Below are 21,331 nucleotides of genomic sequence, written 5' to 3' on the forward strand. Positions count from 1 at the left end.
ACCTTTCAGGGAATGGAGGCGGTGCTGAGTCGACGCGGGGTTGCCACGACCAGGTCGATGACGTCGTCTTCCCGGTATGAGACCACGTCCGTGGCAACGGCAACAGGCCTGCGGAAAGGGCCGATTTTCCCTGTAACGGCAGGGGGCCGGGGAACGCTGATTGGAGGCGCTCTACAGCACCCGGGTGATCTGCTCGGCGGCGATCCGGGCGTCGAGCCGGGCCGGGTCGAGGTTGGCGCAGAGCACCACCGACGCGCCGACGGCCAGCGGCGCCAGCAGCCAGTACACGGGCTGTTCGTGCTCGGCGACGTCGACCAGCAGCCGGTCGCCGGCCCGCAGGTCGAGCCGTTCCGCCACGGCCAGCGCGACGCTGCCCCACTCGCGGTAGCTCGTACCGTCGGGGCTGGCCGCGTGGGCGCTGGTCAGCGGGGCGGAGGCGGGCAGCGCGTCGGTGTGCCGGCCCACCTCGACGAGCCAGTCCCGGTACTCCTCGGGGGCCGGGGCGCGCGGGGCGACGCCGAGGGAGAGGACGAACCGGTGCCGCGCCTCGGGCACGTCCTCCAGCCAGTCGTCGAGCCGCTCGGCGCTGACGAAGACCGCGTCGTACGGCTCGTCGGCGCCCGGCTCGACCGGCGGCAGGCCGGCGGTGGCCCGGGGCCGGAAGGACACCGCCACCCCGGCCGACCAGGCGCCCAGCAGCACGGCGGCGCTCTGCCAGTGCGCCGGGAGCAGCACGGCCGCCCGGTCGCCGACGCCCAGCCCGCAGCCCTCGCGCAGCAGCCCGGCGGCCCGCGCCGCCCAGCCGCCCAGCTCCGTCGCGGTCAGGTCGACCCGCTCACCGGTCGCGTCGTCGAGGTAGGTGAGCAGCGGCCGGTCCGCCTCCGCCGCCCGACCACCGGTCAGCGGCTCCCGGACGAGGGCATCGGTCATGTTCATGTCGCACTCCTCGGCAGGCTGCGGCCACCCTACTCAACGGGCGACGGGCCGACGGGGCACCGACGCGCCGGTCCCGGGCACCCGCGCCGACACCGCAGGGGCACGGCACAGGCACTGGCACCGCACCGCGCGTGACACTCCCGGGGGCGGTGGGTCGGGCCGCACCGGTACGGGCATTGACCGGCGTTGCCACACTCGTGGCGCGGACGGTCCGCCGAGGCCCAGGGAGGCTGCGTCATGCAGACAGACGAACGTGTGCCCCGGACCCGGCGGGGCGGGACGCTGCGGGGCGCCGTGGCGCTGGCGGTACTGCTCGCCGGGGCGGCGCTGGCCCGGCCGGTGCCCGCCGCGGCGGACCCGCTGCCGGACCCCAACCCCACGGTGACCGCCACGGTCTGGGCGCACGCCCCGACCACGACCGAGTACCGCATCACCGGCGGCTACAGCGCCCACTCCGGCGACGGCGACGTCGTGGTGCGGCGGACCGGCACCGGGGCGTACACGGTGATGCTGGAGGGGGCGGCGACCAGCGGCGGGGTGGCGCACGCGGTGGCGTACGGGGGCGGGCCGGTCCTCTGCACGGTGGCGAGCTGGTACCGCAGCCCGATCGGCGCGCCCGACCTGCTGATCCAGGTGCGCTGCTTCGCCGCGACCGGCAGCCCGGCGGACAGCCGCTTCGTGGCCACCTTCACCAACGTCCGGCAGGTCGGTCAGGGCCGGCTGGCGTGGTTCGTCACCGACCAGGCGCAGCCGACCGGCGTACGCACGCTGCCCGCCGCCTACCGGTACGACTCGACCGGCGGGACGGTCTCCTACGAGCGCCTCGACAAGGGCCGGTACCGCTTCCTGATGAACCCGAACCCGCCGAGCGAGGGCGGGGCGATCTTCCCGATGGCGCACGTGACCGCGCTGGGCGGCACCGCCGTGCACTGCCAGCTCGATCCGCCGGACGGGTGGGTGGTCCACTGCGCGAACGCCGCCGGCATGCCGGTGGACGCCCGCTTCGTGGTCACGTACGGCTCCCGGGTGGACCTGCTGGGCCGGGCGTTCGGGCCGCGCTTCGCCAGCGGCGTGTTCCACGGCGAGAACGTCAGCGGCACCTGGATCGGCGGCGAGAGCTACAACTCGACGATCCCCGGCTTCGGCGGCGCGACGGGCACGGTGCTCGGCACCGGCCGCTACCAGGCGCGCTTCGCCGGCACGGCCACCGGTTACGGCACCGCCTTCGTGAACTCGTTCGTGACCAGTCTCCAGCGTCCGCCGCGCGGCTACTGCGTACTGGCCGGGTGGTCCCCGTCCGGGGCCGACACCGTCGTCTCGGTCAACTGCTACACCTGGCTGGGCGTGCCGGCCAACCTGAACGCGCGGATCTCGTACACCACCTGGCCGGCCGCCTGACCGGCGGTCGCCTCGGCGAACGGGCGACGCCGCCGGCGCGCTGGCGGCGGGAGCCGGCGGACGTCGTCCGGTGCCGGTGGTCAGCCGGCGGGCAGCTCGGGGCCGCCGTCGAGCAGGGGGGCCAGCAGGTCGCCCTGCTTCTCCACCCGCTTCAGCACCTCCCCCGCCGTGTACGGCTTGGTCGCCGGCCGCTTCCCCGCCGCGCCCGCCTCGACCTCGTCCCACGTCAGCGGGGTGGAGACGGACGGCACGGACTGCGCCCGCAGCGAGTACGGCGACACCGTCGTCTTGGCGGCGTTGTTCTGGCTCCAGTCGATGAAGACCTTGCCCGGCCGCAGGTTCTTCGCCATCTTCGACACGACCAGCTTCGGGTGCGCCCGCTCCAGCTCCTGCGCGATCTGCTTGGCGTAGTCGGACACGAGGTCCGAGGACTGCGTGCCGGCGATCGGGCAGCAGAGCTGCATGCCCTTCTTCCCGGACGTCTTCGGGTAGCTGTCGATGCCGTCCTCGGCGAGCCGGTCGCGCATCAGCAGCGCCACCTGGCAGCACTGGCGCAGCGCCGCCGGCGGCCCGGGATCGAGGTCGACGACCATCATGTCGGGGTGCTCGCCGACCTTCCACTGCGGCGTGTGCAGCTCCAGCGCGGCGAGGTTGGCCAGCCAGACCAGGGTGGGCAGGTCGTCGGCGACCACGTAGTCGATGGTGTCCCGGCCCTTGCTGGACCCGGGCGCGGGCAGCGTCTCGGTGCGTACCCAGCCGGGGGTGGCGGCGGGGGCGTTCTTCTCGAAGAAGGAGCCGCCCGTGACCCCGTTGGGGAAGCGGATCCGGGTGAGCGCCCGGTCGGCGAGGTGCGGCAGGAGCACCGGGGCGATCCGGGTGTAGTAGTCGATCACCTCGCCCTTGGTGAACCCGGCGTCGGGATAGAGCACCTTGTCCAGGTTGGACAGCTCCAGCGCGCGTCCCTGCACGTCCACCCGGAAACGCTCAGCCGGCATCGTCGACCTCCTCGGCGGGTTTGTCCGGCCGCAGCCGGAGCACCCGGGGGAACCGCAGTCGCCCGTCCGGGGTGCGCTGGCCGTACTTCACCTCCACCACGACCCGGGGTGTTACCCAGATCGCGCCCCGGGCATCCTCGCGCGGCACGTCGCCCGCGAACGGCGACGCGCCGACGCGCAGCGGCTCCAACTCGCGCAGCAGCTCCCGCTCGATGGCCGCGCCGATGCCGCCGCCGACGCGCCCCCGGTAGGTGAGCCGCCCGTCCGGGCGCGGCACCCCGACCAGCAGGCCGCCGATCCTGCGCGCTCCGGGCCGCCAGCCGCCGACCACGAAGTCGCCGGTGACCTCCAGCTTGACCTTCACCCAGTCCGGCGAGCGCACGCCCGGCCGGTAGACCGAGTCGACCCGCTTGGCCATCACCCCCTCCAGGCCGTGCTCGCCGGCCGCCTCGTAGGTGGCCGGGCCGTCGCCGAAGAGCGGCGACACCGCCCACCGGGCGCCGCCGAGCGCCAGGCCGTCCAGGGCCTCCCGCCGGCGGGCGTACGACCGGCCGGTCAGGTCCTCGCCGTCGAGCCGGAGCAGGTCGAAGATCATGTACGTCACCGGGGCGACCGCCGCCAGCCGGGCGGCCTTGTTCCGGTCCCGGACGTGCATCCGCTCCGCCAGGGCGGTGAACGAGGGCTGGCCGGTCTCGCCGAGCAGCACCACCTCGCCGTCGAGCAGCACGTCACCCGCCTGCTCGTGCAGGGTGGCCAGCTCGGGGTACGCGGCGGTGATCTCCACGCCGCTGCGGGCGTACAGGTGCTGCCGGCCGCCGGAGATGTCGGCGAGCGCGCGGACGCCGTCCCACTTGAACTCGTACGCCCAGCCGGCACCCGCCGGGAGCTGCCCGGTCATCGCGAGCATCGGCTTGAGCGGCGCGCCGGGCACGTTCCGACTGTACTTGCGCACGGAAGCGCTCGCGTGGCCTTCGATCTTTTGCGATCCTGGGCTGTACCGGCGAGAGGAGCACGGGGATGCGGGCCATCTGGAAGGGAGCCGTCTCGTTCGGCCTCGTCTCGATCGGGGTCAAGCTCTACTCGGCCACCGAGGAGAAGGACATCCGCTTCCACCAGGTGCACCGGGAGGACGGCGGCCGCATCCGCTACAAGCGCACCTGCCAGGTCTGCGGCGAGGAGGTCACCTACGACGACATCGCCAAGGGCTACGACATCGGCGGCGGCGAGATGGTGATCCTCACCGACGAGGACTTCGCCGAGCTGCCGCTGTCCAGCTCGCGCGCGATCGACGTGCTGGAGTTCGTCCCCGCCGAGCAGGTCGACCCGATCCTCTACAACAAGGCGTACTTCCTGGAGCCGGAGGGCACCGCCACCAAGCCGTACGTGCTGCTGCGCGACGCGCTCGCCGACTCGGAGCGGGTGGCGATCGTCAAGGTGGCGCTGCGCCAGCGGGAGCAGCTCGCCACGCTGCGGGTCCGCGAGGGCGTGCTGCTGCTCAACACCATGCTCTGGCCGGACGAGATCCGGAAGCCCGACTTCGGCTTCCTCGACGAGGACCTGAAGGTCCGCCCGCCGGAGCTGGCGATGGCCAGCTCGCTCATCGACTCGATGGCCGGCGAGTTCGAGCCGGACGCCTTCACCGACGACTACCGGGCGGCCCTCCAGGAGGTCATCGACGCCAAGGTGGAGGGCCGCGAGGTGGTCCAGCCGGAGGAGGTCGAGGAGGCCCCGGCCGCGGCGGTGGACCTGATGGCGGCGCTGAAGGCGTCCGTCGAGCGCGCCCGCTCCGCCCGGGGCGAGGCGCCGGCCGGCGGCGGCGGGGAGCCGACCCCGATCTCGGCCGCCCGCTCGGCGCAGAAGAAGGCCGCCGAGACGAAGGCGGCGAAGGCCCCGGCCAGGAAGACCGCCGAGAAGAAGGCCGCGCCGAAGAAGGCCGCCGCCAAGAAGGCCGCCCCGAAGAAGGCCGCCGAGGGCGAGAAGAAGCCCGCCGCCAAGAAGGCCGCCGCGAAGAAAACGGCCCGCAAGACCGCCTGACCCCGGCGGGTCGCGTCCCCGCCGGTCGGAGGCGTGGCGTACGCCGAAGGCACGGCGCGTTCACCGCCGACCGGGCCGGCGCCTTCGCGGTCCGACGTTTGCCTTGACGCCGGTGACAAGGTCTAGCGTCGGTCGGGTCGGACGAGGGAGGTCGGATGCTGATCGGTGAGCTGGCGGAACGCGCCGGCACGAGCACCCGGGCCCTGCGCTACTACGAGACGCACGGCCTGGTCCGGGCGGCCCGCTCGGCCAACGGATACCGGGTCTACGACGAGGCGGAGCTCCACGTCGTACGCGAGATCCGGGCGCTGCTCGCGGTGGGCTTCGGCCTGGACGACATCCGCCCGTTCGTCGCCTGCCTGCGGGCCGGCAACGCCTCCGGTCACGTCTGCCCCGACTCGGTGGCCGTGCTGCGGCGCAAGCTGGCCGAGGTCGACGCCGGCATCGACCGGCTGCACGAGGTCCGCCGGGAGCTGCGCGACCAGCTCGCCCACGCCATCACCCACCGGGAGGAAACATGCTCGAGACTGCGCCGGACGGCTCGCTGACCGTCGTCACCGACGACACCTTCGCCACCGTGGTGCTCGCCGCCGACCGGCCGGTGGTGGTCGACTTCTGGGCGGACTGGTGCCCGCCGTGCCGGGCCATCTCCCGCAGCCTCGCGGAACTCGCCACGGAGTTCACCGGGCGGATGGTCGTCGCCACGATCGACACCGACGCCAACCCGACGGCCACCCGCACCTACGGGGTGATGTCCCTGCCCACCCTCCTGGTCTTCCGCCACGGCGAGGTGGTCGCCACGATCGTCGGCTCCCGCCCGAAGCACCACCTGCGCCAGGCCCTGGCCCGGCATCTCGACGGCTGAGCCCGCGGGCGGTCTCGCCCGGCAAGGTCCACCGCGGGTACGCTCCGCCGGCCCCCGCCGCGAGAGGAACCCCATGCCGTACACCCCCGACCTGCACCGGCTGCTGACGCCCGGCGCCCGCTTCGCCGACGAGCACGCCACGTACGTCATGGAGGTGCACCCGGTGGGCGACGTCGTGCTGCCGACGGGGCAGGTCGTGGGCTGCGACCCGGTGGCCTGCCCCGAGGACGAACCGTTCACGGTCGGGGTGGCCCCCGGCCGCTACCCGGCGCGGGCCTGGGTCGCGGTGGTACGGGGCGAGGACACCGAGGCGGACCGGCGGGTGGCCGCCCTCGAACTGGTGATCCACGACGAGCCGGCGGTCCACTGGGAGATGGCACTGGTCGGCGACCAGGACGTCTCGACCCTCAAGCCCGACGGGTGGTTCGGCTACGGGGTGGACACCGGCATCGGCACCCTGGCCGACCCGACCGCGCTGGCCGCCCTGGAGGCGTGGGACGAGGACGCGGTCACGGACGTCTTCGTCGCGGACGAGCCGACCGGCGGGCCGGTGCCGGGGCACGTCGCCGCGGTGCTCGACGAGACGACCGGGGCCAACGTGGTGACGGTCTGGTCCGGCTGGGGCGACGGCTGCTACGGCACCTGGATCGGGCGGACCGCCGACGGCCGGGTCACCTCGTTCGTGACCGACTTCATGGTGGTGCCGGGGCCGGCGTGACCCGTGCGGCCGGAGCGGCCACGGTCGAGGCGGCGCGGTGGGCGGCCGGGCGGGTACCGTGTGCGTCGGCTTTCCCCCGGCACTCCGATGCCGGCCACCACCTTCGCAGCAGGGAGTCGACGCCGTGAGCGAGCGTACGCAGAACCGGTCCCAGAAGTCGGAGCGGCGGCTGGCCGCCCAGTTGGCCGCACAGAAGGCGGCCGAGGCGAAGCGCCGCCGGCAGGCCTGGGCCGGCGGGCTCGCCGGGGTCGCCGTGGTCGCGGTGCTGATCACCGTCTTCGTGACGATCGGGCGCAACAGCGACGGCGACAAGGACCAGACGGCCGGCGCCCCGTCGGCGGCCCCGTCCGCCAGCGCCCCCGCCGCCGACGCGCCCCCCGCCCCGCAGCTCCCGCAGGGGGCGGACCCGGCCCTGGGCAGCAAGCCGACCGTCGCCGCCGGCAAGGGCGAGCTGAAGAAGCTCACCGTGACCCCGCTGATCAAGGGCACCGGCCCGGCGGTGCAGAAGGGCCAGACGATCACCACGAACTACGTCGGCGTCTTCTACAAGGACGGCAAGGAGTTCGACTCGTCGTGGAGCGGCGGCCAGCCGGCGACCTTCGCCATCGGCGTCGGCCAGGTCATCCCGGGTTGGGACCAGGGCCTCGTCGGGGTGACCGTCGGCAGCCGCGTCCAGCTCGACATCCCGGCCGAGCTGGCGTACGGCGAGAACGCCGCCGGCGGCCGCCCGGCCGGCCCGCTGCGCTTCGTGGTGGACGTGCTCGCGGCCCAGTGACCCGCGAACCGGCCCAGTGACCCGCGAACCGGCCCGGTCGGACCTCGTGACCGGGCCGTTGCCCCGCGATAGCGGCCCGGTTCGCCCGGGATGTCGCCCGCCGTTGATGTAGTAGCCCACACAGGGCTTCCGGCCCCTCAGCCACCGGCAGTAGGTTCAGCGTCACCCCGGGCGGTCCGGCCGCCCGGGGTGATGACCGGACCGGACGCGGAGGTGCACGTGACGGCGCTGGACGACGCGGGGCGGACCGCTCGGGTGTTGTGGACCCACTACGAGCCGGTCCACGCGATCACCTACTTCCACCCCCGCGCCCGGGCCGCCTTCGAGGCGGTCGGGCTGCGGGGCTTCTGGCGCGGCTACTTCGCCGGCCGGGCCGCGCCGCTGGGGCCCGCCGAGCCCGCGCCGGTGACCGCGGCGTTCTTCAACTTCGCCCCGCACACGGTGGCGCGGGCGCTGCCGGCCGTCTGGCGGCTGGCCACCCCGGAGGAGGCGCTGCGGGCGCGGCTCACGGGCGCGGTGCAGGCGCTGGCCGAGCTGACCTACGAGCTGCCCGAGTCGCACCTGGTCGAGGCGGCCGAGCTGCTGGAGGCCGCCGCCACCGAGGCGGAGCCCGCCGGCCGGGTGCTGGGCGCCGCCAACGCCGCCCTGCCGCGCGGCGAGTACCCGCTGGCCCGGCTCTGGCAGGCCGCCACCACGCTGCGCGAGCAGCGCGGCGACGGGCACATCGCCGCGCTGGTCGCGGCCGACCTCGACCCGGTGGAGACGCTGGCCTGGCGGGTCGCGGTCGACATCTCCCCGCTGAACCTGCTCGGGCGCGGCTGGTCGGAGGAGCAGTGGGCCGCCGCCCGCGCCCGGCTGGCCGAGCGGGGCTGGCTCACCCCGGACGGGGAGCCGACCGAGCAGGGCCGCTCCCGCTTCCAGGCGATCGAGGACGCCACCGACGCCGCCGCCGCCCGCCCGTGGCGGACGCTGGGCCCGGAGCGCACCGAACGGCTGCGGGAGCTGCTCGAACCGATCGCCCGCGCCGCCCACACCGTCATCCCGGAGGGCAACCCGATCGGCCTGCCCGCGCTGCGGACCTGACCCCCGCCCGCCGGCCCGGACGCCACCGATGGGGCAGGATGGGTTCGTGGCGGATGCGGTGGTCTTCGACCTGGACGGCGTGATCGTGGACTCCGAGCCGGTCTGGGAGGAGGTCCGGCGGGCGTACGTCGCGGCGCACGGCGGGACCTGGCAGCCCGACACCCAGCGCCGGCTGATGGGCATGAGCACCGGCGAGTGGGCCCGGTACCTCAGCGGGGAACTGGGCGTCGACCGCAGCGCCGAGCAGGTCGCCGCCGAGGTGGTCGAGGAGATGACCCGGCGGTACGCGGCCCGCGTACCGCTGATCGACGGGGCCGACGAGGTCGTGCGCCGGATGGCCGAACGGTGGCCGCTGGGGCTGGCCAGCTCGTCGCCGACCCGGCTGATCGCGGCGGCGCTGGCCGCGACGGGCCTGACCGACGCGTTCGGCGCCACGCTGTCGACCGAGGAGACCGCGCGGGGCAAGCCGGCGCCGGACGTCTACCTGGCGGTCGCCGAGCGGCTGGGCGTCGACCCGACCCGCTGCGTCGCCGTGGAGGACTCGTCCAACGGCGTCCGGTCGGCCGCCGCCGCTCAGATGACGGTGGTGGCGGTGCCGCACGGGGCGTACCCGCTGGACCCGGACGCCGAGCGGCTCGCGGCGCTGGTGGTGGGCTCGGTCGGGGAGCTGACCCCGGAGACCGTGGACCGGCTCGGGTAGGCAGGCTCGACGCCGCCGCCAGTCTCGGCACAACCGCCCGCCCCGAATTGTCCGCTTGATCCGCAACGTAAGCCAGGACACCCCGCCCGACCAACGGTGATCAGGACCCCATGGACCCTAAAACCGCCGGGTAACGTCCATGCCGCCCTGATCACCGAGATGCTCGCGCGTTACTGCCCAGGCAGTGGGCTCCGCGCCACGCCGCCGTCGCGGGATATCGGGCTCGCGCGCCACCGGCGCCGGCGCCGTCGCCGTCGCCGTCACAGCCTCGCTCGGCGCCGGGGGCAGTGGGGTCGGCGCGTCGCCGCCGCAGGCGGCGGGCTCGCGCGTCGCTGTCGCCCTCGCGCGGAGTGGGTCGCGGTGCGCGGCGGCCGTTCCCTCCGGGTGGCCGGGGCCGGTGGGCTGCCGGTTGTCCGGTTCCGCCGGGTCGGTGTCGGCAGCGGTGCGCGGCGGCCGTTCCCTCCGGGTGCCGGGGCCGGTGGGGTGCCGGGTCGTCCGGTTCCGCCGGGTCGGTGTCGGCATGAGCGCGGTTCCGTCGGGTACCGCAGCCGACGGCGCCCCGGCCGGGGCCGCCGGGTGAGGAGACGGGGATGAAGGCGATCGTGTACGAGCGCACCGGCGACGCCTCGGTGCTGCAACTGGTCGACCGGCCGGTGCCGGAGCCGGGCCCCGGCGAGGTCCTGGTGCGGGTGGCCGTGTCGGGGGTGAACCCGACGGACTGGAAGGCACGCCGGCAGGGGCCGATGCCGGGCGACTGGCAGACGCCCGGGCAGGACGGCGCGGGGGTGATCGAGGCGGTCGGTGAGGGCGTCGACCGGGAACTGGCCGGCGAGCGGGTCTGGCTGTGGGAGGCCGCGTGGCAGCGGCCCTGGGGCACCGCCGCCGAGTACACGGTGGTGCCGGTCCGGCAGGCGGTGACCCTCGGCGACGCCTCCTTCGACCTGGGAGCCTGCCTGGGCATCCCCTTCCTCACCGCGCACCGGTGCCTGACCGCGGGCGAGTACACGCCGGACAGGCTGCACGCGGGCGCGCTCAGCGACCACACGGTGCTCGTGCAGGGCGGGGCGGGCGCGGTGGGCAACGCGGCCATCCAGCTCGCCCGCTGGGCGGACGCGTGCGTGGTCGCCACCGTCAGCAGCCCGGAGAAGGCGCAGCTGGCGGCGGCGGCCGGCGCGTCCTTCGTGGTCAACTACCGGGAGCAGGACGTGGTCGAGGAGGTCCGCAAGATCGCCCCCGACGGGGTGCACACCGTCGTCGAGGTCTCGGCGGCGCGCAACGCCGCCGTCGACGTCCAGTTGCTCCGGCGCGGCGGCGCGGTCTGCGTCTACGCCGACGACGGCGGGGACGAGGTGACCCTGCCGATCCGCCCGTTGATGGCGCCGAACGCGCGGTTCCAGTTCGTCCTCGTCTACACCGAGCCGAAGGCGGCCAAGGCCCAGGCGGTGGTGGACGTGGCCGCCGCGGCGGCGCAGGGCGGGATCCGGGTGGGCGAGGACGCGGGGCTGCCACTGCACCGTCACCCGCTCTCGGCGGCCGCCGCGGCGCACCAGGCGGTGGAGAACTCGGTGGTCGGGAAGGTGCTGATCACCACCAGCGAGGGCGAGTGACGGCCGACCTGGGGGCCGAAAAGCCTTCTGAGCTGGGCAAATTTCCCGGTAGTGGGCACAGAGGCGAACAAGTTTCGCAACAATGACGGTGCGGGTAACCGCATTGGAGCGGGCGGCCCCGGCGCGGTGCGAACGCCGGGGCCGCCCCTGGGGAGGGATTCAGGAGTGGTCCCTACCCCAACAGGCGACGGTGCGCCTGAGAACGTTACGGGACGGTAAGCTCCCGGACACTCAATTCGCCCCCGGCGTACCGGGAACGCACCACCTTCTTGTCGAACTTGCCGACGCTGGTCTTGGGCACCGCGTCGATGACGGCCCAGCGCTCCGGCAACTGCCAGCGGGCCACCGACCCGGCGAGGAACTCCCGCAGCTCCTCGACCGACGCCGCCGCCGGATCGCGGAGCACCACCGTGGCCAGCGGCCGCTCGCCCCAGCGCTCGTCGGGCACCCCCACCACGCAGGCCTCCAGCACCGCCGGGTGGGCCATCAGGGCGTTCTCCAGCTCGACGGAGGAGATCCACTCGCCGCCGGACTTGATGACGTCCTTGGCCCGGTCGGTGAGCGTGATGTAGCCGTCCGGCGAGAGGGTACCGACGTCGCCCGTACGCAGCCAGCCGTCGCGGAACTTCTCCTCGTCCGGCACGTCGTCGCCGACGTACCGCGCGGTCACCCACGGCCCACGGACCTCCAGCTCGCCGACGGACGCCCCGTCGGCGGGCAGCGGCTCGCCCAGCGGGCCGACGATGCGGGCCTCCACCCCGGCCGGCACGCGGCCCTGCGTGTAGCGGTAGCGCCAGGCCTCCTCGCCGGTCGCGCCGGCCGGCGGCCGGGAGACCGAGCCCAGCGGGGACATCTCGGTCATCCCCCAGGCGTGGATGACGTCGATGCCGTGCCGGTCGGCGAACGCGTGCATCAGCGCCGGCGGGCAGGCGGAGCCGCCGACGATCACCTCCCGCAGCGAGGAGCTGTCCACGTCGTGGGCGTCCAGGTGGGCGAGCAGGTCGTTCCAGATGGTCGGCACCGCGCCGGCCAGGGTGGGGCGCTCTGCGGCGATCATGTCGGCGATCGGCGCGGCCTGGAGGAACCGGTCCGGCATGATCAGCGACGCCCCGGAGAGGAAGGCCGCGTACGGCAGGCCCCACGACATGGCGTGGAACATCGGCACGATGGCCAGCTCGCGGTCGGTCGGGCCGAGGCCGAACCCCTCCGGCATGCAGACCTGGAGCGAGTGCAGGTAGATCGAGCGGTGCGAGTAGGCGACGCCCTTCGGGTTGCCGGTGGTCCCCGAGGTGTAGCAGAGGGCGGCGGCGTCACGCTCGTCCACCTCGGGCCAGTCGAAGACGTCCGGGCGGTCGGCCAGCAGCGCGTCCCAGTGGTGTACGGCGATCCGGTCGCCGGCCGCCGCCGTGAGCGGGGCCGGGTCGCCGCCGCCGACCACCACCACGTGCCGCACCGTCGTCATCTCGCCGATGACCCGGGCCAGCAGCGGGATGAGCGTCGAGTCGACCAGCACCACCCGGTCCTCGGCGTGGTTGGCGATGTAGGCGACCTGGTCGGGGAAGAGCCGGATGTTGAGGGTGTGCAGCACCGCGCCCATGCTGGGCACCGCGAAGTACGCCACCAGGTGCTCGGCGTTGTTCCACATGAAGGTGGCGACCCGCTCGTCGCCGGTGACACCGCACTCGGCGCGCAGCGCGTGGGCCAGCCGGGCCGCCGTCCGCCCGACCTCGGCGTACGTCATCCGGCGCGGCTCGCCGCCCGTCCAGGTGACCACCTCCGCCGTGCCGTGCACGGTGGTGCCGTGATGCAGGATCCGGGAGACCTGGAGCGGGGCGTCCATCATCGTGCTACGCATGGGTAACAAAGTAGTGTCGGCGGTCACAGGTTGGGAACCCTGGAAATCCGGTCGTCCCCGGACGGCCCCCGTAAATTGTCCGGGTGAGCATCTCCTGGGCCGATTCGTACGTGGGACAGCTGCGCGCGCTCGCCGGTGACCGGACGCTGATGTTCGTCGGCGCCCGCGCCGTGGTCCGCGACAACGCGGGGCGCCTCCTGCTGATCCAGCGCTCCGACAACGGGCAGTGGGCCCTGCCCGCCGGGGCGATGGAGCTGGGCGAGTCGATCGCCGACTGCGCCGTCCGGGAGGTACGCGAGGAGACCGGGCTGCGCGCGCTGCGGGTCAGCGCCTTCGCCCTCTACACGGGCCCGGACCGCACCCACACCAACATGTACGGCCACACGTACCAGATCTTCACGACCGCGTTCCGCGTCGACGAGTGGGACGGCGAGCTGACCCGGGTCACCGACGAGACGACCGACGCTGGCTTCTTCCACCGGGCGCAGCTGCCGGCCCCGCTCTCCGCGAGCGTCGCCGAAACCGTCGCCGACCTGGACGTCTTCGAGCAGACCAACCGGCTGATCCTCAAGTAGGCCGGGCGGCGTCTCACGGCCGGCCCCGCCGGCCCGGCGCAGAGCCTTGCAAGGCCCGCCGGCCCGGCGCAGAGCCGCACGCCAGGCCGCCGGGCCCGGCACAGAGCCGCGCGCAAGACTCCGCCGGCCCGGCTCAGAGCATCGTCTGGCTCTTCGCCTCCATCTCGGCGGCGGCCTCCTGCTTCGACTCCTTGGACAGCGGCTTGCCACCGGGCGCCGGGCCCTCGCCGCCCAGGCCGTCCGTGCCGCCCGTGGCGCCGCCCGGGCCCGCGCCGCGCAGCTTCTCGTTCGGCAGCGCCAGCGTGACCAGCACCGCCACGATCGCGATCAGTCCGGTGGTCAGGAAGACCAGGTGTAGCGACTCGACGAACGCCGCCTGGACGGCCGCGCGCACCGGGGCGGGGAGCGCCAGGATGGTCGCCGGGTCGTTGACCGAGACGTCCGCCCCGCCGCTCGCCGCGACGGCGGCCTGCTGCTCGGGCGGCAGTACGGCGATCGCGCCCGGCAGCCGGTCGGCGAGTTCCGAGGTGAGCCGCGACGACAGCACCGCGCCGAGGATGGCGACGCCGAACGAGCCGCCCAGCGACCGGAAGAACGTCGCCGACGAGGTGCCGGCGCCCAGGTCACGCATCGACACGGAGTTCTGCACGGCCAGGATCAGCGACTGCATGCAGAGCCCCAGCCCGACCCCGATCACGACCATGAAACCGAAGGCCACCCAGAGCGAGGTGTCCACCTCCAGCCGGGTGAACAGCAGCATGCCGACCAGCAGCACCGCCGCGCCGGACACCGGGAACCACTTGTACCGCCCGATCCGGCTCATCGCCCGGCCGGTAAGCACCGAGGTGACGATGATGCCGGCCATCATCGGCAGCATCAACAGGCCGCTGCGGGTGGGCGAGGCGCCCCGCACGATCTGGAGGTAGAGCGGGATGAAGATGATCGAGCCGAACATCACCAGGCCGAGCACGAAGCCGGCCGAGTTGGCCAACGCGAACGTGGCGCTGCGGAACAGCCGCAGCGGCAGGATCGGCTCGGCCACCCGGGCCTCCTGGAGCACGAAGAGTACGCCGAGCACCGCGCCCGCGACGAAGAGGCCGATGATCACCCCGGAGCCCCAGGCGTACTCGTTGCCGCCCCAGCTCAGCGCGAGCAGCAGGCAGCTCACCCCGGCGACCAGCAGCGCCGCGCCGAGCCAGTCGATCGAGTGGTCGCGCCGGGTGAACGGGATCAGCCGCAGCACCCGGGAGCACACGATGATCGCCAGGATCCCCAGCGGCACGTTGATGTAGAAGATCCACCGCCAGTCGGTCTCGGCGAAGTAGCCGCCGACCAGCGGGCCGGCGACCGAGGAGAGGCCGAAGACCGCCCCGAACAGGCCCTGGTAGCGGCCGCGCTCCCGGGGCGACACCACGTCCGAGATGATGGTGAACGCGAGCGTCATCAGGCCGCCGGCGCCGAGGCCCTGGATCCCCCGGGTGACGATGAGCTGGGTCATGTCCTGCGAGAGGCCGGCCAGCAGCGAGCCGAGCAGGAACGTGCCGATGGAGAAGAGGAAGACGGGGCGTCGCCCGTACAGGTCGGCCATCTTGCCGTAGAGCGGCGTCGAGGCCGTGGAGGCGAGCAGGTACGCGGTCACCACCCACGAGTAGTGGTTGATCCCGCCCAGCTCGCCGACGATGGTCGGCAGCGCGGTGCCGACGATGGTCTGGTCGAGCGCGGCCAGCAGCATGCCGGTCATCAGGCCGAACATCAGCAGCCGGATCTGCCGCCCGCCGAGCGCCGGGGCTTCCGTGGTCATCCCGCCTCCTTTCCCCGCTCACCCGAAACATGCGTGCGGACCGGCGGGCACCTCGTCGGTCGTGAGGCCGGTGGCGGCCACCGACCTCACGACCAACGATCGGTCAGCGGGACGAGTGCGGGCCCTCGGCGAACTCTTCGACGATCTTGGCACAGAAGGCCGGCAGATCGTCCGGTTTACGGCTGCTGACCAGACCGCCGTCCGTGACGACCTGCTCGTCGACCCAGTCCGCGCCGGCGTTGGCCAGGTCGGTGCGCAGGCTGGGCCAGGAGGTGAGCCGGCGGCCCCGCACCACGTCCGCCTCGATGAGCGTCCACGGCCCGTGGCAGATCACCCCGACCGGCTTGCCGGCGTCGAAGAACGCCCTGACGAAGCGCACCGCGTCCGCGTCGGTCCGCAGGAAGTCCGGGTTCGCCACCCCGCCGGGCAGCACCAGCGCGTCGTAGCCGCCGGCGTCCGCGTCGGCCACGGTCGCGTCCACGTCGTACGTCTTGGACTGGTCCAGGTGGTTGAAGGACTGGATGGTGCCGGGCTTGAGCGAGACCAGCTCCACCGTGGCGCCGGCCTGCTCCACCGCCTCGCGGGGCTGGACGTACTCGACCTCCTCGACGCCGTCGGCGGCCAGGAACGCGATCCGCTTGCCCTGAAGTGTCGTCGCTGCCATCTCGGTGTCTCTCCTCTCCGGGGGTACCGTCCGTCCCTTCCCGGGGCCCGGTGCCCGAAACCCCTCCCCGGCGGCGGCAGGTTTGGCCCGGATGCCCCGGGGGACCCGGGACGGCATGGCAGGAGGAGCAGCGGAACAGCGCCGGCTCGCCGCGGTGGTGGAGGGCTGGCTGGGTCGTCCCGTCCTGGTGGTCGGCGACGCCATGCTCGACGAGTGGCGCTTCGCCGAGTCCGACCGGCTGTGCCGGGAGGCACCCGCCCCGGTCCTCACCCTGCGCCGCCGGATCTCCGCGGCCGGCGGGGCGGCGAACACCGCCGTCAACGTCGCCGCGCTCGGGGGCCGGGCGGTGCTGGTGGCGCCGGTCGGCGCGGACGTCGCCGGCGACGAACTGCACGACTGTCTGGACCGAGCCGGCGTCTGGGACCGTACGGTCAACCAGCCCGCACGCCCGACGCCGGTGAAGCGGCGCATGCTGGCCGGCAACCAGATCCTGCTCCGGGAGGACTCCGGCGACGCCGACGACGCGCTCGACGCCGACGGGGTGGGCCGGTTGCTCACCGCGCTGGACTGCGCCACGGAGGAGCTGCGCGCCGCGGGTGGCGAGGCGCCCACCCTGGTGGTCTGCGACTACGGGCTGGGCGCGCTGCCCGCACCGGTGCGCGCCTGGCTGGTGACCCACCGGGAGCGGTACGCGACGGTCGCGCTGGACGCCCACGACCTGGCCGACTGGCGTGGCCTGGCCCCGACGGTGGTGACCCCCAGCTTCGCCGAGGCGACCCGGCTGCTCGCCCGGGCCGCCGGTGCCCGCCCGGCGGCCGGTGCGGGGCTGCACCTGGACCACCCGGACGGCGACCCGGCCGACGGCCCCTCCGAACTCACGGTGGGCGTCGCCCCCGGCGGCGGGCCGCACCAGGACGCCCACCGCTCCGCCGCGTCCGACCTGGCCGGCGGCGCAGCGGACCTGGCCGGCGGCGCGGGCGACACGACGGGCCGCACCGGCGACACGGCGGGCCCGACCGACGGCGCAGCCGGCCTGACGGCGGGCCTGGCCGGGCTCGGGGCGACCGGCGAGCCGACGGCCGGCGAGGGCCGGGTGGCGATGACCGGGGACGGGCTCACCGTGACCGGTACCGGCGTCACCGTGAACGCCACGGCCGGCGCGGGCGTCGACCGGGCCGTGCTGGCCGAGTCCCGCCTCGCCGAGCTGCGCGCGCACACCGGCGCGGACGTGGTGGCGGTGACCCTGGACACCGACGGCGCGGTGGTCGGCGGGGCGGACGGCGAGCCCCGTCGCAGCCACAGCACCCCGGTGCCGGCCAGCCACGCGGTCGGGGCGGGCGACGCGTACCTGGCGGCGATGACGCTGGCGCTGGCCGCCGACGCGCCGCTGCCCACCGCCGCCCAGTTGGCCCAGCTCGCCGCGACCATCACCGTCTCGGACACCGGCACCTGCGTGTGCCGTCGGGAGGACCTGCTCGTCGCGCTGGACGCACCGGTCGACGGGGCGGGCCACCGGGCACTGGTCGGCACCGACGAGCTGGCCGCGCTCGTCGCGGAGCACCGCCGGGCGGGCCGCGCGATCGTCTTCACCAACGGCTGCTTCGACGTGCTGCACCGCGGCCACGTGCGCTACCTGGAGCAGGCCCGCGCGCTCGGCGACCTGCTGGTGGTGGCGGTCAACTCCGACGGCAGCGTACGCCGGCTGAAGGGCCCGGACCGGCCGGTAAACCCGGTCGAGGACCGCATCGCCCTGCTCGCCGCGCTGGCGTGCGTCGACCACGTGGTGGTCTTCGAGGAGGACTCCCCGGCGGGGCTGATCGAGACGGTCCGCCCCGACGTGTACGTCAAGGGCGGCGACTACCCGCCGGAGATGGTGCCGGAGGCGCCGCTGGTGCGCCGGCTGGGCGGGCAGGTACGCACCCTCGGGTACGTGCCCGACCGGTCCACCTCGGCGATCATCGACCGGATCCGGGCGCACGGCCAGGAGCCCCAGGAGGACACCTCCCTGACGAGCAAGCCGTCGTGAGCCGCCCGCTCGACCTCGGCGCGGCCGGGGGGTTCCGCGCGGACCGGCTGCTCGACGTGCTGATCCCGACCCGCAACCGCCCCGCCGAGCTGGCGGTCACCCTCTCCGGGCTGGCCGCCCAGGAGGGCGTGCCCGGCTTCGGGGTGGTCGTCAGCGACCAGTCCGACGGCGACGCCGCGTACCGGCACCCGGCGGCGGCCACCATGGTCCGGGTGCTGCGCCAGCGGGGGCACCCCGTGTTGCTGACCCGTCGGCTGCCCCGGCGCGGGCTGGCCGAGCACCGGGCGTACCTGCTGGCCGCGTCCGCCGCCCGGTACGTGCTCTGCCTCGACGACGACGTCTGGCTGGAGCCGGGGACGCTGCGCCGGCTGGTCACCGCCATCGAGGAACTGGGCTGCGGCTTCGTCGGCAACGCGGTGCACGGGCTGTCGTACGCCGACGACGTCCGGCCGGAGACGCACCGGCACTACGAGGAGTGGACCGGGCCGCCCACCCCGGAGCGGATCCGGCCGGGCACCCCGCAGTGGGACCGGGCGTCGATCCACTCGGCGGCGAACCTGCTGCACGTCACGCGCGAGCGTGACCTGCCGGCGGGTGCCTGGCGGGCGTACAAGGTGTCCTGGATCGGCGGCTGCGTGCTCTACGACCGGGCGAAGCTGGTCGACTCCGGCGGGTTCGACTTCTGGCGGCGGGTGCACGAGAAGCACCAGGGCGAGGACGTCGCCGCCCAGCTCGCCGTGCTGGCGCGCTTCGGCGGCGCCGGCGTCCTGCCGAGCGGCGCGTACCACCTGGAGTCGCCGACCACCGTGACCGACCGGGACGTGGAGGCGTGGGAGGTCGTGCTCGCCGAGGAGGAGACGGCCCAGCCGGCCTGAGGGCGGCGGCGCGGCCTCCGGCAGCGGCCGACCGCCGCGGCCCCGGAGCACGCGGCGCGGCGTGCCGGAAGGCGCGGCGCGGCGGCCCCGGAGCTTGCGGCGCAGCGGCGCCGGGGGACGCGAGGCGTTCAGGGGGCGCCGGGCTCCGGGCGGAGCAGCTCCCGGGCCGCCTCCAGGACCTCGACCACCGGCACGTCGGTGACGAAGGAGTCCCGGTGCGGGCACTCCCCGTCGCCGGGGCGGTGCGGGTAGATGCCCGGGGTGCAGTCCACCCCGCAGACCGGGCAGAGCACCGTCCACGAGCTGATCGGCCGGTGCCGGCCGCGCAGCAGGTTCGCCACCGTGATCAGGTTGCCGACCCAGTAGATGCCGACGGTCGCGGTGCCCACGGCGGCGGCCAGGTGCAGTGGCCCGGTGTCGTTGGAGACCACCAGCTCGCAGCCGGCGTAGCAGCCGGCCAGCCCGCCGAGGCTGAGCGTGCCCACCTGCGGCCGGACCGGCACCCCGGCCGCCACGACCACCCGGTTCACCACCTCCTGCTCGGCGGGGGTGCCCGTGACCAGGACCTCGTACCCGTCGCCGACCAGCTCGCGGGCCACCTCGGCGAAGCGTTCGGCGGGCCACCGCCGGCGGGTGTCCGTGGCGCCGGGGTGCAACGCCACCCTCGGCCGCTCCGCCGGGCCGAGCACCTTGGCCGCCTCGGCCCGGTCGGCGTCGGTCACGGTCAGCGCCGGCACGATCGTGGTGGCGCCCGCGCCGACCAGGCCGACCACCTCCAGGTAGCGGATCACCTCGTGCTGGTAGTAGACGTACCGGATCCAGCGGTCCAGCGGCGGCGCGTCCTCGGCCCGCAGTCCCGCGGTGACCCGCGCGCCGAGGGCACCGACGAACGGGTTGGAGTTGGCGCCGCCGCCGTGCAGCTGCACCGCCAGGTCGAAGCGCTCCTCACGGGCCGCGGCGAGGAAGTCGTCCGGCGCCGACTCCGGCTCGCCCGGATCCGGGCCCCGGATCCCTGGCGCGGGCGGCACCACCAGCACGCGGTCCACCGGCCCGGGCCGGTCGCGCCAGAGCTTCGCGTGCCACGGCGCGCCGAGCAGCACGATCTCCGCTTCCGGGTACGCGGCCCGCAGCGCGTCCAGCGCCGGCAGGACGAAGATGAAGTCCCCGAGCGCGTTGGCGCGCAGCACGGCGATCCGCTCGACGCCGGGCACGCGCCCGGCGGCCGGGCCGAGCATCCTCGGGGTGCCCACGCGGCTCGTTACGGCCGGTCGGTCTCGCCGACGGCGATGTCCGGGTGGTGCATCTCCCGGTCCGCGGCCGGGTCGACGACGCTCGGCGTACCCCCGTCGGGGCCGGCGGATCGGGGGCCGGTGCGGCCGACGGTGATGGTGCGCGGCGCGGGCCGGGCGGCCCGCGGCAGCCGCACCCGGAGCAGGCCGTGGTCCATGACCGCGTCGATGCTGTCGGGGTCCACCCGGGACGGCAGGTCGACCCGGTACTCGAAGCCCCGGGTCTCGAAGCCGCCGGGGATGCCGTGGTCGGCGTTGACCTCGGCCTCGGAGCGGGCCCGGACGCAGAGTTCGCGGTCGTCCACCTCGACGGCCACCTCCTCCGGCGCCACCCCGGGCAGCCGCACGACGACCTCCCAGCCGTCGGCGGTCTCGGCCATCTCGACGTCCGGCGGCCCGGTCCGGCCGCCGACCAGCCGGCGCAGCTCCGAACGCAGGGACTGGAGTTCGCCCATCGGATCCCAGCCCTGCTGCCGGCCGCGCCAGCCCCGGCCGGCCCCGCCGCTCTGCTCGCTCATGCCGATCCTCCGCTGCGCTCGCTCATGCCCCGCCGAGTTCGATGATCCGCCCGCCGCGCTCACTCATCGCGCCTCCCCGATCCGGTGGGTGGCCGCCGGGGGACGCAGTGAGCTGGGCGCGTCCAGCCCGGCCTCCCGGTCCACGCCGACGCCGAGCCGGTCGACCAGTTCCCCGCCCAGCCAGGCGCTCACGCCGAGGATGGCCAGCGCGACCACCTCGATGGCGATCAGCGCGCCCCCGGCGGCCCGGGAGTCGGCGTTGAGCCGGACCACCCAGATCGCGGCGAAGAGCAGGATCACCGCCACGTTGGCGGCGGCGTGGGTCAGCGCCACCCGCTTCGCGCGGGTGGCCGGCGGGATCGCCAGCAGGTCGAACGTCCCGGCCGCCGCGGCCAGCAGGCCGCCGATCAGGCCGACGGTGATGTTCCAGTACGCGACCTCGCCGAGGAAGTCCGGCCCGCCGACGGTGTCCACCAGGTCGAACAGGACCGCGGTGACCAGCAGGCCGACGGGGAACATGACAAGCATCGGGTGGACGGGATGACCCAGCACCTTGAGTCGGCTCTCCATCGGGCCTCCACTGCTCGGTCTCTCCGGGCGGGTCGGATGAGGCGGTA

Annotated in this window: 19 protein-coding genes and 3 pseudogenes; 13 read left to right on the forward strand and 9 right to left on the reverse strand. The window is 74.6% G+C overall.

The annotated features are described in order from the left end of the window. Positions 1-171: 171 nt before the first annotated feature. A complete protein-coding gene (locus ACLQ22_RS19630; protein WP_425693586.1) occupies positions 172-936 on the reverse strand; it encodes a TIGR03089 family protein in 765 nt (254 codons plus the stop codon). Positions 937-1,173: 237 nt separating this feature from the next. On the opposite strand from ACLQ22_RS19630, the gene ACLQ22_RS19635 reads away from it, so the two are divergent. Continuing rightward, positions 1,174-2,334, forward strand: a complete 1,161-nt coding sequence (locus ACLQ22_RS19635) for a hypothetical protein (RefSeq protein WP_425693587.1) — start codon at positions 1,174-1,176, stop codon at positions 2,332-2,334. An 80-nt stretch (positions 2,335-2,414) separates the two neighbouring features. Here the strand turns inward: ACLQ22_RS19635 and ligD (ACLQ22_RS19640) are convergent, their stop codons facing one another. Further along, a complete protein-coding gene (ligD, locus tag ACLQ22_RS19640) occupies positions 2,415-3,329 on the reverse strand; it encodes a non-homologous end-joining DNA ligase (protein WP_425693588.1) in 915 nt (304 codons plus the stop codon). Then, a complete protein-coding gene (gene ligD / locus ACLQ22_RS19645) occupies positions 3,319-4,260 on the reverse strand; it encodes a non-homologous end-joining DNA ligase (RefSeq protein WP_425693589.1) in 942 nt (313 codons plus the stop codon). The genes ligD (ACLQ22_RS19640) and ligD (ACLQ22_RS19645) overlap by 11 nt, the downstream gene beginning before the upstream one ends. 86 nt (positions 4,261-4,346) lie before the next feature. Here ligD (ACLQ22_RS19645) and ACLQ22_RS19650 point away from each other — a divergent pair, with 86 nt between their 5' ends. The 8 genes and pseudogenes from ACLQ22_RS19650 (at position 4,347) to ACLQ22_RS19685 (ending at position 11,111) form a co-directional block, all read left to right on the forward strand. Beyond that, positions 4,347-5,363, forward strand: a complete 1,017-nt coding sequence (locus ACLQ22_RS19650) for a Ku protein (protein WP_425693590.1) — start codon at positions 4,347-4,349, stop codon at positions 5,361-5,363. Positions 5,364-5,518: 155 nt separating this feature from the next. Then, complete coding sequence (locus ACLQ22_RS19655; RefSeq protein ID WP_425693591.1) at positions 5,519-5,911, forward strand: MerR family transcriptional regulator; 393 nt, start codon at positions 5,519-5,521, stop codon at positions 5,909-5,911. After that, positions 5,881-6,228, forward strand: coding sequence for a thioredoxin (gene trxA, locus ACLQ22_RS19660; RefSeq protein WP_425693592.1), 348 nt, complete (start codon positions 5,881-5,883; stop codon positions 6,226-6,228). The genes ACLQ22_RS19655 and trxA overlap by 31 nt, the downstream gene beginning before the upstream one ends. A gap of 73 nt (positions 6,229-6,301) precedes the next feature. After that, positions 6,302-6,946: a DUF4241 domain-containing protein gene (locus ACLQ22_RS19665; protein WP_425693593.1), complete on the forward strand. Its 645-nt coding sequence runs from the start codon at positions 6,302-6,304 to the stop codon at positions 6,944-6,946. Between the two features lie 87 nt (positions 6,947-7,033). Continuing rightward, positions 7,034-7,721, forward strand: a pseudogene (locus ACLQ22_RS19670) (FKBP-type peptidyl-prolyl cis-trans isomerase). Positions 7,722-7,913: 192 nt separating this feature from the next. Next, positions 7,914-8,804, forward strand: a complete 891-nt coding sequence (locus ACLQ22_RS19675) for an SCO6745 family protein (protein ID WP_425693594.1) — start codon at positions 7,914-7,916, stop codon at positions 8,802-8,804. Between the two features lie 46 nt (positions 8,805-8,850). Next, positions 8,851-9,504: an HAD family hydrolase gene (locus ACLQ22_RS19680; RefSeq protein ID WP_425693595.1), complete on the forward strand. Its 654-nt coding sequence runs from the start codon at positions 8,851-8,853 to the stop codon at positions 9,502-9,504. A gap of 590 nt (positions 9,505-10,094) precedes the next feature. Further along, complete coding sequence (locus ACLQ22_RS19685; protein WP_425693596.1) at positions 10,095-11,111, forward strand: NADPH:quinone reductase; 1,017 nt, start codon at positions 10,095-10,097, stop codon at positions 11,109-11,111. Positions 11,112-11,316: 205 nt separating this feature from the next. Here ACLQ22_RS19685 and ACLQ22_RS19690 read toward each other — a convergent pair whose 3' ends face one another. After that, the gene (locus ACLQ22_RS19690) at positions 11,317-12,951 is read right to left on the reverse strand and encodes a fatty acid--CoA ligase (protein WP_425693761.1); all 1,635 of its coding nucleotides are present in this window, start codon (positions 12,949-12,951) and stop codon (positions 11,317-11,319) included. Between the two features lie 98 nt (positions 12,952-13,049). Here ACLQ22_RS19690 and ACLQ22_RS19695 point away from each other — a divergent pair, with 98 nt between their 5' ends. Beyond that, positions 13,050-13,541: an NUDIX domain-containing protein gene (locus tag ACLQ22_RS19695; RefSeq protein ID WP_121397023.1), complete on the forward strand. Its 492-nt coding sequence runs from the start codon at positions 13,050-13,052 to the stop codon at positions 13,539-13,541. A gap of 133 nt (positions 13,542-13,674) precedes the next feature. On the opposite strand, the gene ACLQ22_RS19700 is transcribed toward ACLQ22_RS19695, so the two are convergent. Further along, the gene (locus ACLQ22_RS19700; protein WP_425693597.1) at positions 13,675-15,342 is read right to left on the reverse strand and encodes an MDR family MFS transporter; all 1,668 of its coding nucleotides are present in this window, start codon (positions 15,340-15,342) and stop codon (positions 13,675-13,677) included. Positions 15,343-15,445: 103 nt separating this feature from the next. Beyond that, positions 15,446-16,006, reverse strand: a complete 561-nt coding sequence (locus ACLQ22_RS19705; RefSeq protein ID WP_425693598.1) for a type 1 glutamine amidotransferase domain-containing protein — start codon at positions 16,004-16,006, stop codon at positions 15,446-15,448. 115 nt (positions 16,007-16,121) lie between these two features. Between ACLQ22_RS19705 and ACLQ22_RS19710 the strand changes: the two are divergent. The 3 genes and pseudogenes from ACLQ22_RS19710 to ACLQ22_RS19720 form a co-directional block, all read left to right on the forward strand. Continuing rightward, positions 16,122-16,935, forward strand: a pseudogene (locus ACLQ22_RS19710) (PfkB family carbohydrate kinase); the annotation flags it as partial. A 203-nt stretch (positions 16,936-17,138) separates the two neighbouring features. Next, a pseudogene (gene rfaE2, locus ACLQ22_RS19715) lies at positions 17,139-18,032 on the forward strand (D-glycero-beta-D-manno-heptose 1-phosphate adenylyltransferase); the annotation flags it as partial. After that, entirely contained in the window at positions 18,029-18,907 is an 879-nt protein-coding gene (locus ACLQ22_RS19720; RefSeq protein WP_425693599.1) for a glycosyltransferase family 2 protein, read from the forward strand. The pseudogene rfaE2 and the gene ACLQ22_RS19720, both read left to right, overlap by 4 nt. A 128-nt stretch (positions 18,908-19,035) precedes the next feature. Here ACLQ22_RS19720 and ACLQ22_RS19725 read toward each other — a convergent pair whose 3' ends face one another. The 3 genes from ACLQ22_RS19725 to ACLQ22_RS19735 all read right to left on the reverse strand — a co-directional run bounded on the left by ACLQ22_RS19725 (position 19,036) and on the right by ACLQ22_RS19735 (position 21,284). Then, positions 19,036-20,142: a glycosyltransferase family 9 protein gene (locus ACLQ22_RS19725; protein ID WP_425693762.1), complete on the reverse strand. Its 1,107-nt coding sequence runs from the start codon at positions 20,140-20,142 to the stop codon at positions 19,036-19,038. A gap of 23 nt (positions 20,143-20,165) precedes the next feature. Further along, positions 20,166-20,714, reverse strand: a complete 549-nt coding sequence (locus ACLQ22_RS19730) for an Hsp20/alpha crystallin family protein (RefSeq protein ID WP_425693600.1) — start codon at positions 20,712-20,714, stop codon at positions 20,166-20,168. Positions 20,715-20,777: 63 nt separating this feature from the next. After that, positions 20,778-21,284 carry a DUF2231 domain-containing protein gene (locus ACLQ22_RS19735; RefSeq protein WP_366641141.1) on the reverse strand — a complete coding sequence of 169 codons (507 nt, stop codon included), beginning with the start codon at positions 21,282-21,284 and terminating at the stop codon, positions 20,778-20,780. Positions 21,285-21,331: the final 47 nt, after the last annotated feature.

Source organism: Micromonospora sp. DT178 (assembly GCF_049841695.1).
GTDB lineage: Bacteria > Actinomycetota > Actinomycetes > Mycobacteriales > Micromonosporaceae > Micromonospora.

What these genes read in the sequence shown, in the direction of transcription:
- ACLQ22_RS19630 (WP_425693586.1), bottom strand. Translation starts at nt 936, where the DNA reads ATGAACATGACCGATGCCCTCGTCCGGGAGCCGCTGACCGGTGGTCGG.
- ACLQ22_RS19635 (WP_425693587.1), top strand. Translation starts at nt 1,174, where the DNA reads ATGCAGACAGACGAACGTGTGCCCCGGACCCGGCGGGGCGGGACGCTG.
- ligD (WP_425693588.1), bottom strand. Translation starts at nt 3,329, where the DNA reads ATGCCGGCTGAGCGTTTCCGGGTGGACGTGCAGGGACGCGCGCTGGAG.
- ACLQ22_RS19650 (WP_425693590.1), top strand. Translation starts at nt 4,347, where the DNA reads ATGCGGGCCATCTGGAAGGGAGCCGTCTCGTTCGGCCTCGTCTCGATC.
- ACLQ22_RS19655 (WP_425693591.1), top strand. Translation starts at nt 5,519, where the DNA reads ATGCTGATCGGTGAGCTGGCGGAACGCGCCGGCACGAGCACCCGGGCC.
- trxA (WP_425693592.1), top strand. Translation starts at nt 5,881, where the DNA reads ATGCTCGAGACTGCGCCGGACGGCTCGCTGACCGTCGTCACCGACGAC.
- ACLQ22_RS19665 (WP_425693593.1), top strand. Translation starts at nt 6,302, where the DNA reads ATGCCGTACACCCCCGACCTGCACCGGCTGCTGACGCCCGGCGCCCGC.
- ACLQ22_RS19675 (WP_425693594.1), top strand. Translation starts at nt 7,914, where the DNA reads ATGACCGGACCGGACGCGGAGGTGCACGTGACGGCGCTGGACGACGCG.
- ACLQ22_RS19685 (WP_425693596.1), top strand. Translation starts at nt 10,095, where the DNA reads ATGAAGGCGATCGTGTACGAGCGCACCGGCGACGCCTCGGTGCTGCAA.
- ACLQ22_RS19690 (WP_425693761.1), bottom strand. Translation starts at nt 12,951, where the DNA reads ATGGACGCCCCGCTCCAGGTCTCCCGGATCCTGCATCACGGCACCACC.
- ACLQ22_RS19700 (WP_425693597.1), bottom strand. Translation starts at nt 15,342, where the DNA reads ATGACCACGGAAGCCCCGGCGCTCGGCGGGCGGCAGATCCGGCTGCTG.
- ACLQ22_RS19705 (WP_425693598.1), bottom strand. Translation starts at nt 16,006, where the DNA reads ATGGCAGCGACGACACTTCAGGGCAAGCGGATCGCGTTCCTGGCCGCC.
- ACLQ22_RS19725 (WP_425693762.1), bottom strand. Translation starts at nt 20,142, where the DNA reads ATGCTCGGCCCGGCCGCCGGGCGCGTGCCCGGCGTCGAGCGGATCGCC.
- ACLQ22_RS19730 (WP_425693600.1), bottom strand. Translation starts at nt 20,714, where the DNA reads ATGAGCGAGCAGAGCGGCGGGGCCGGCCGGGGCTGGCGCGGCCGGCAG.
- ACLQ22_RS19735 (WP_366641141.1), bottom strand. Translation starts at nt 21,284, where the DNA reads ATGGAGAGCCGACTCAAGGTGCTGGGTCATCCCGTCCACCCGATGCTT.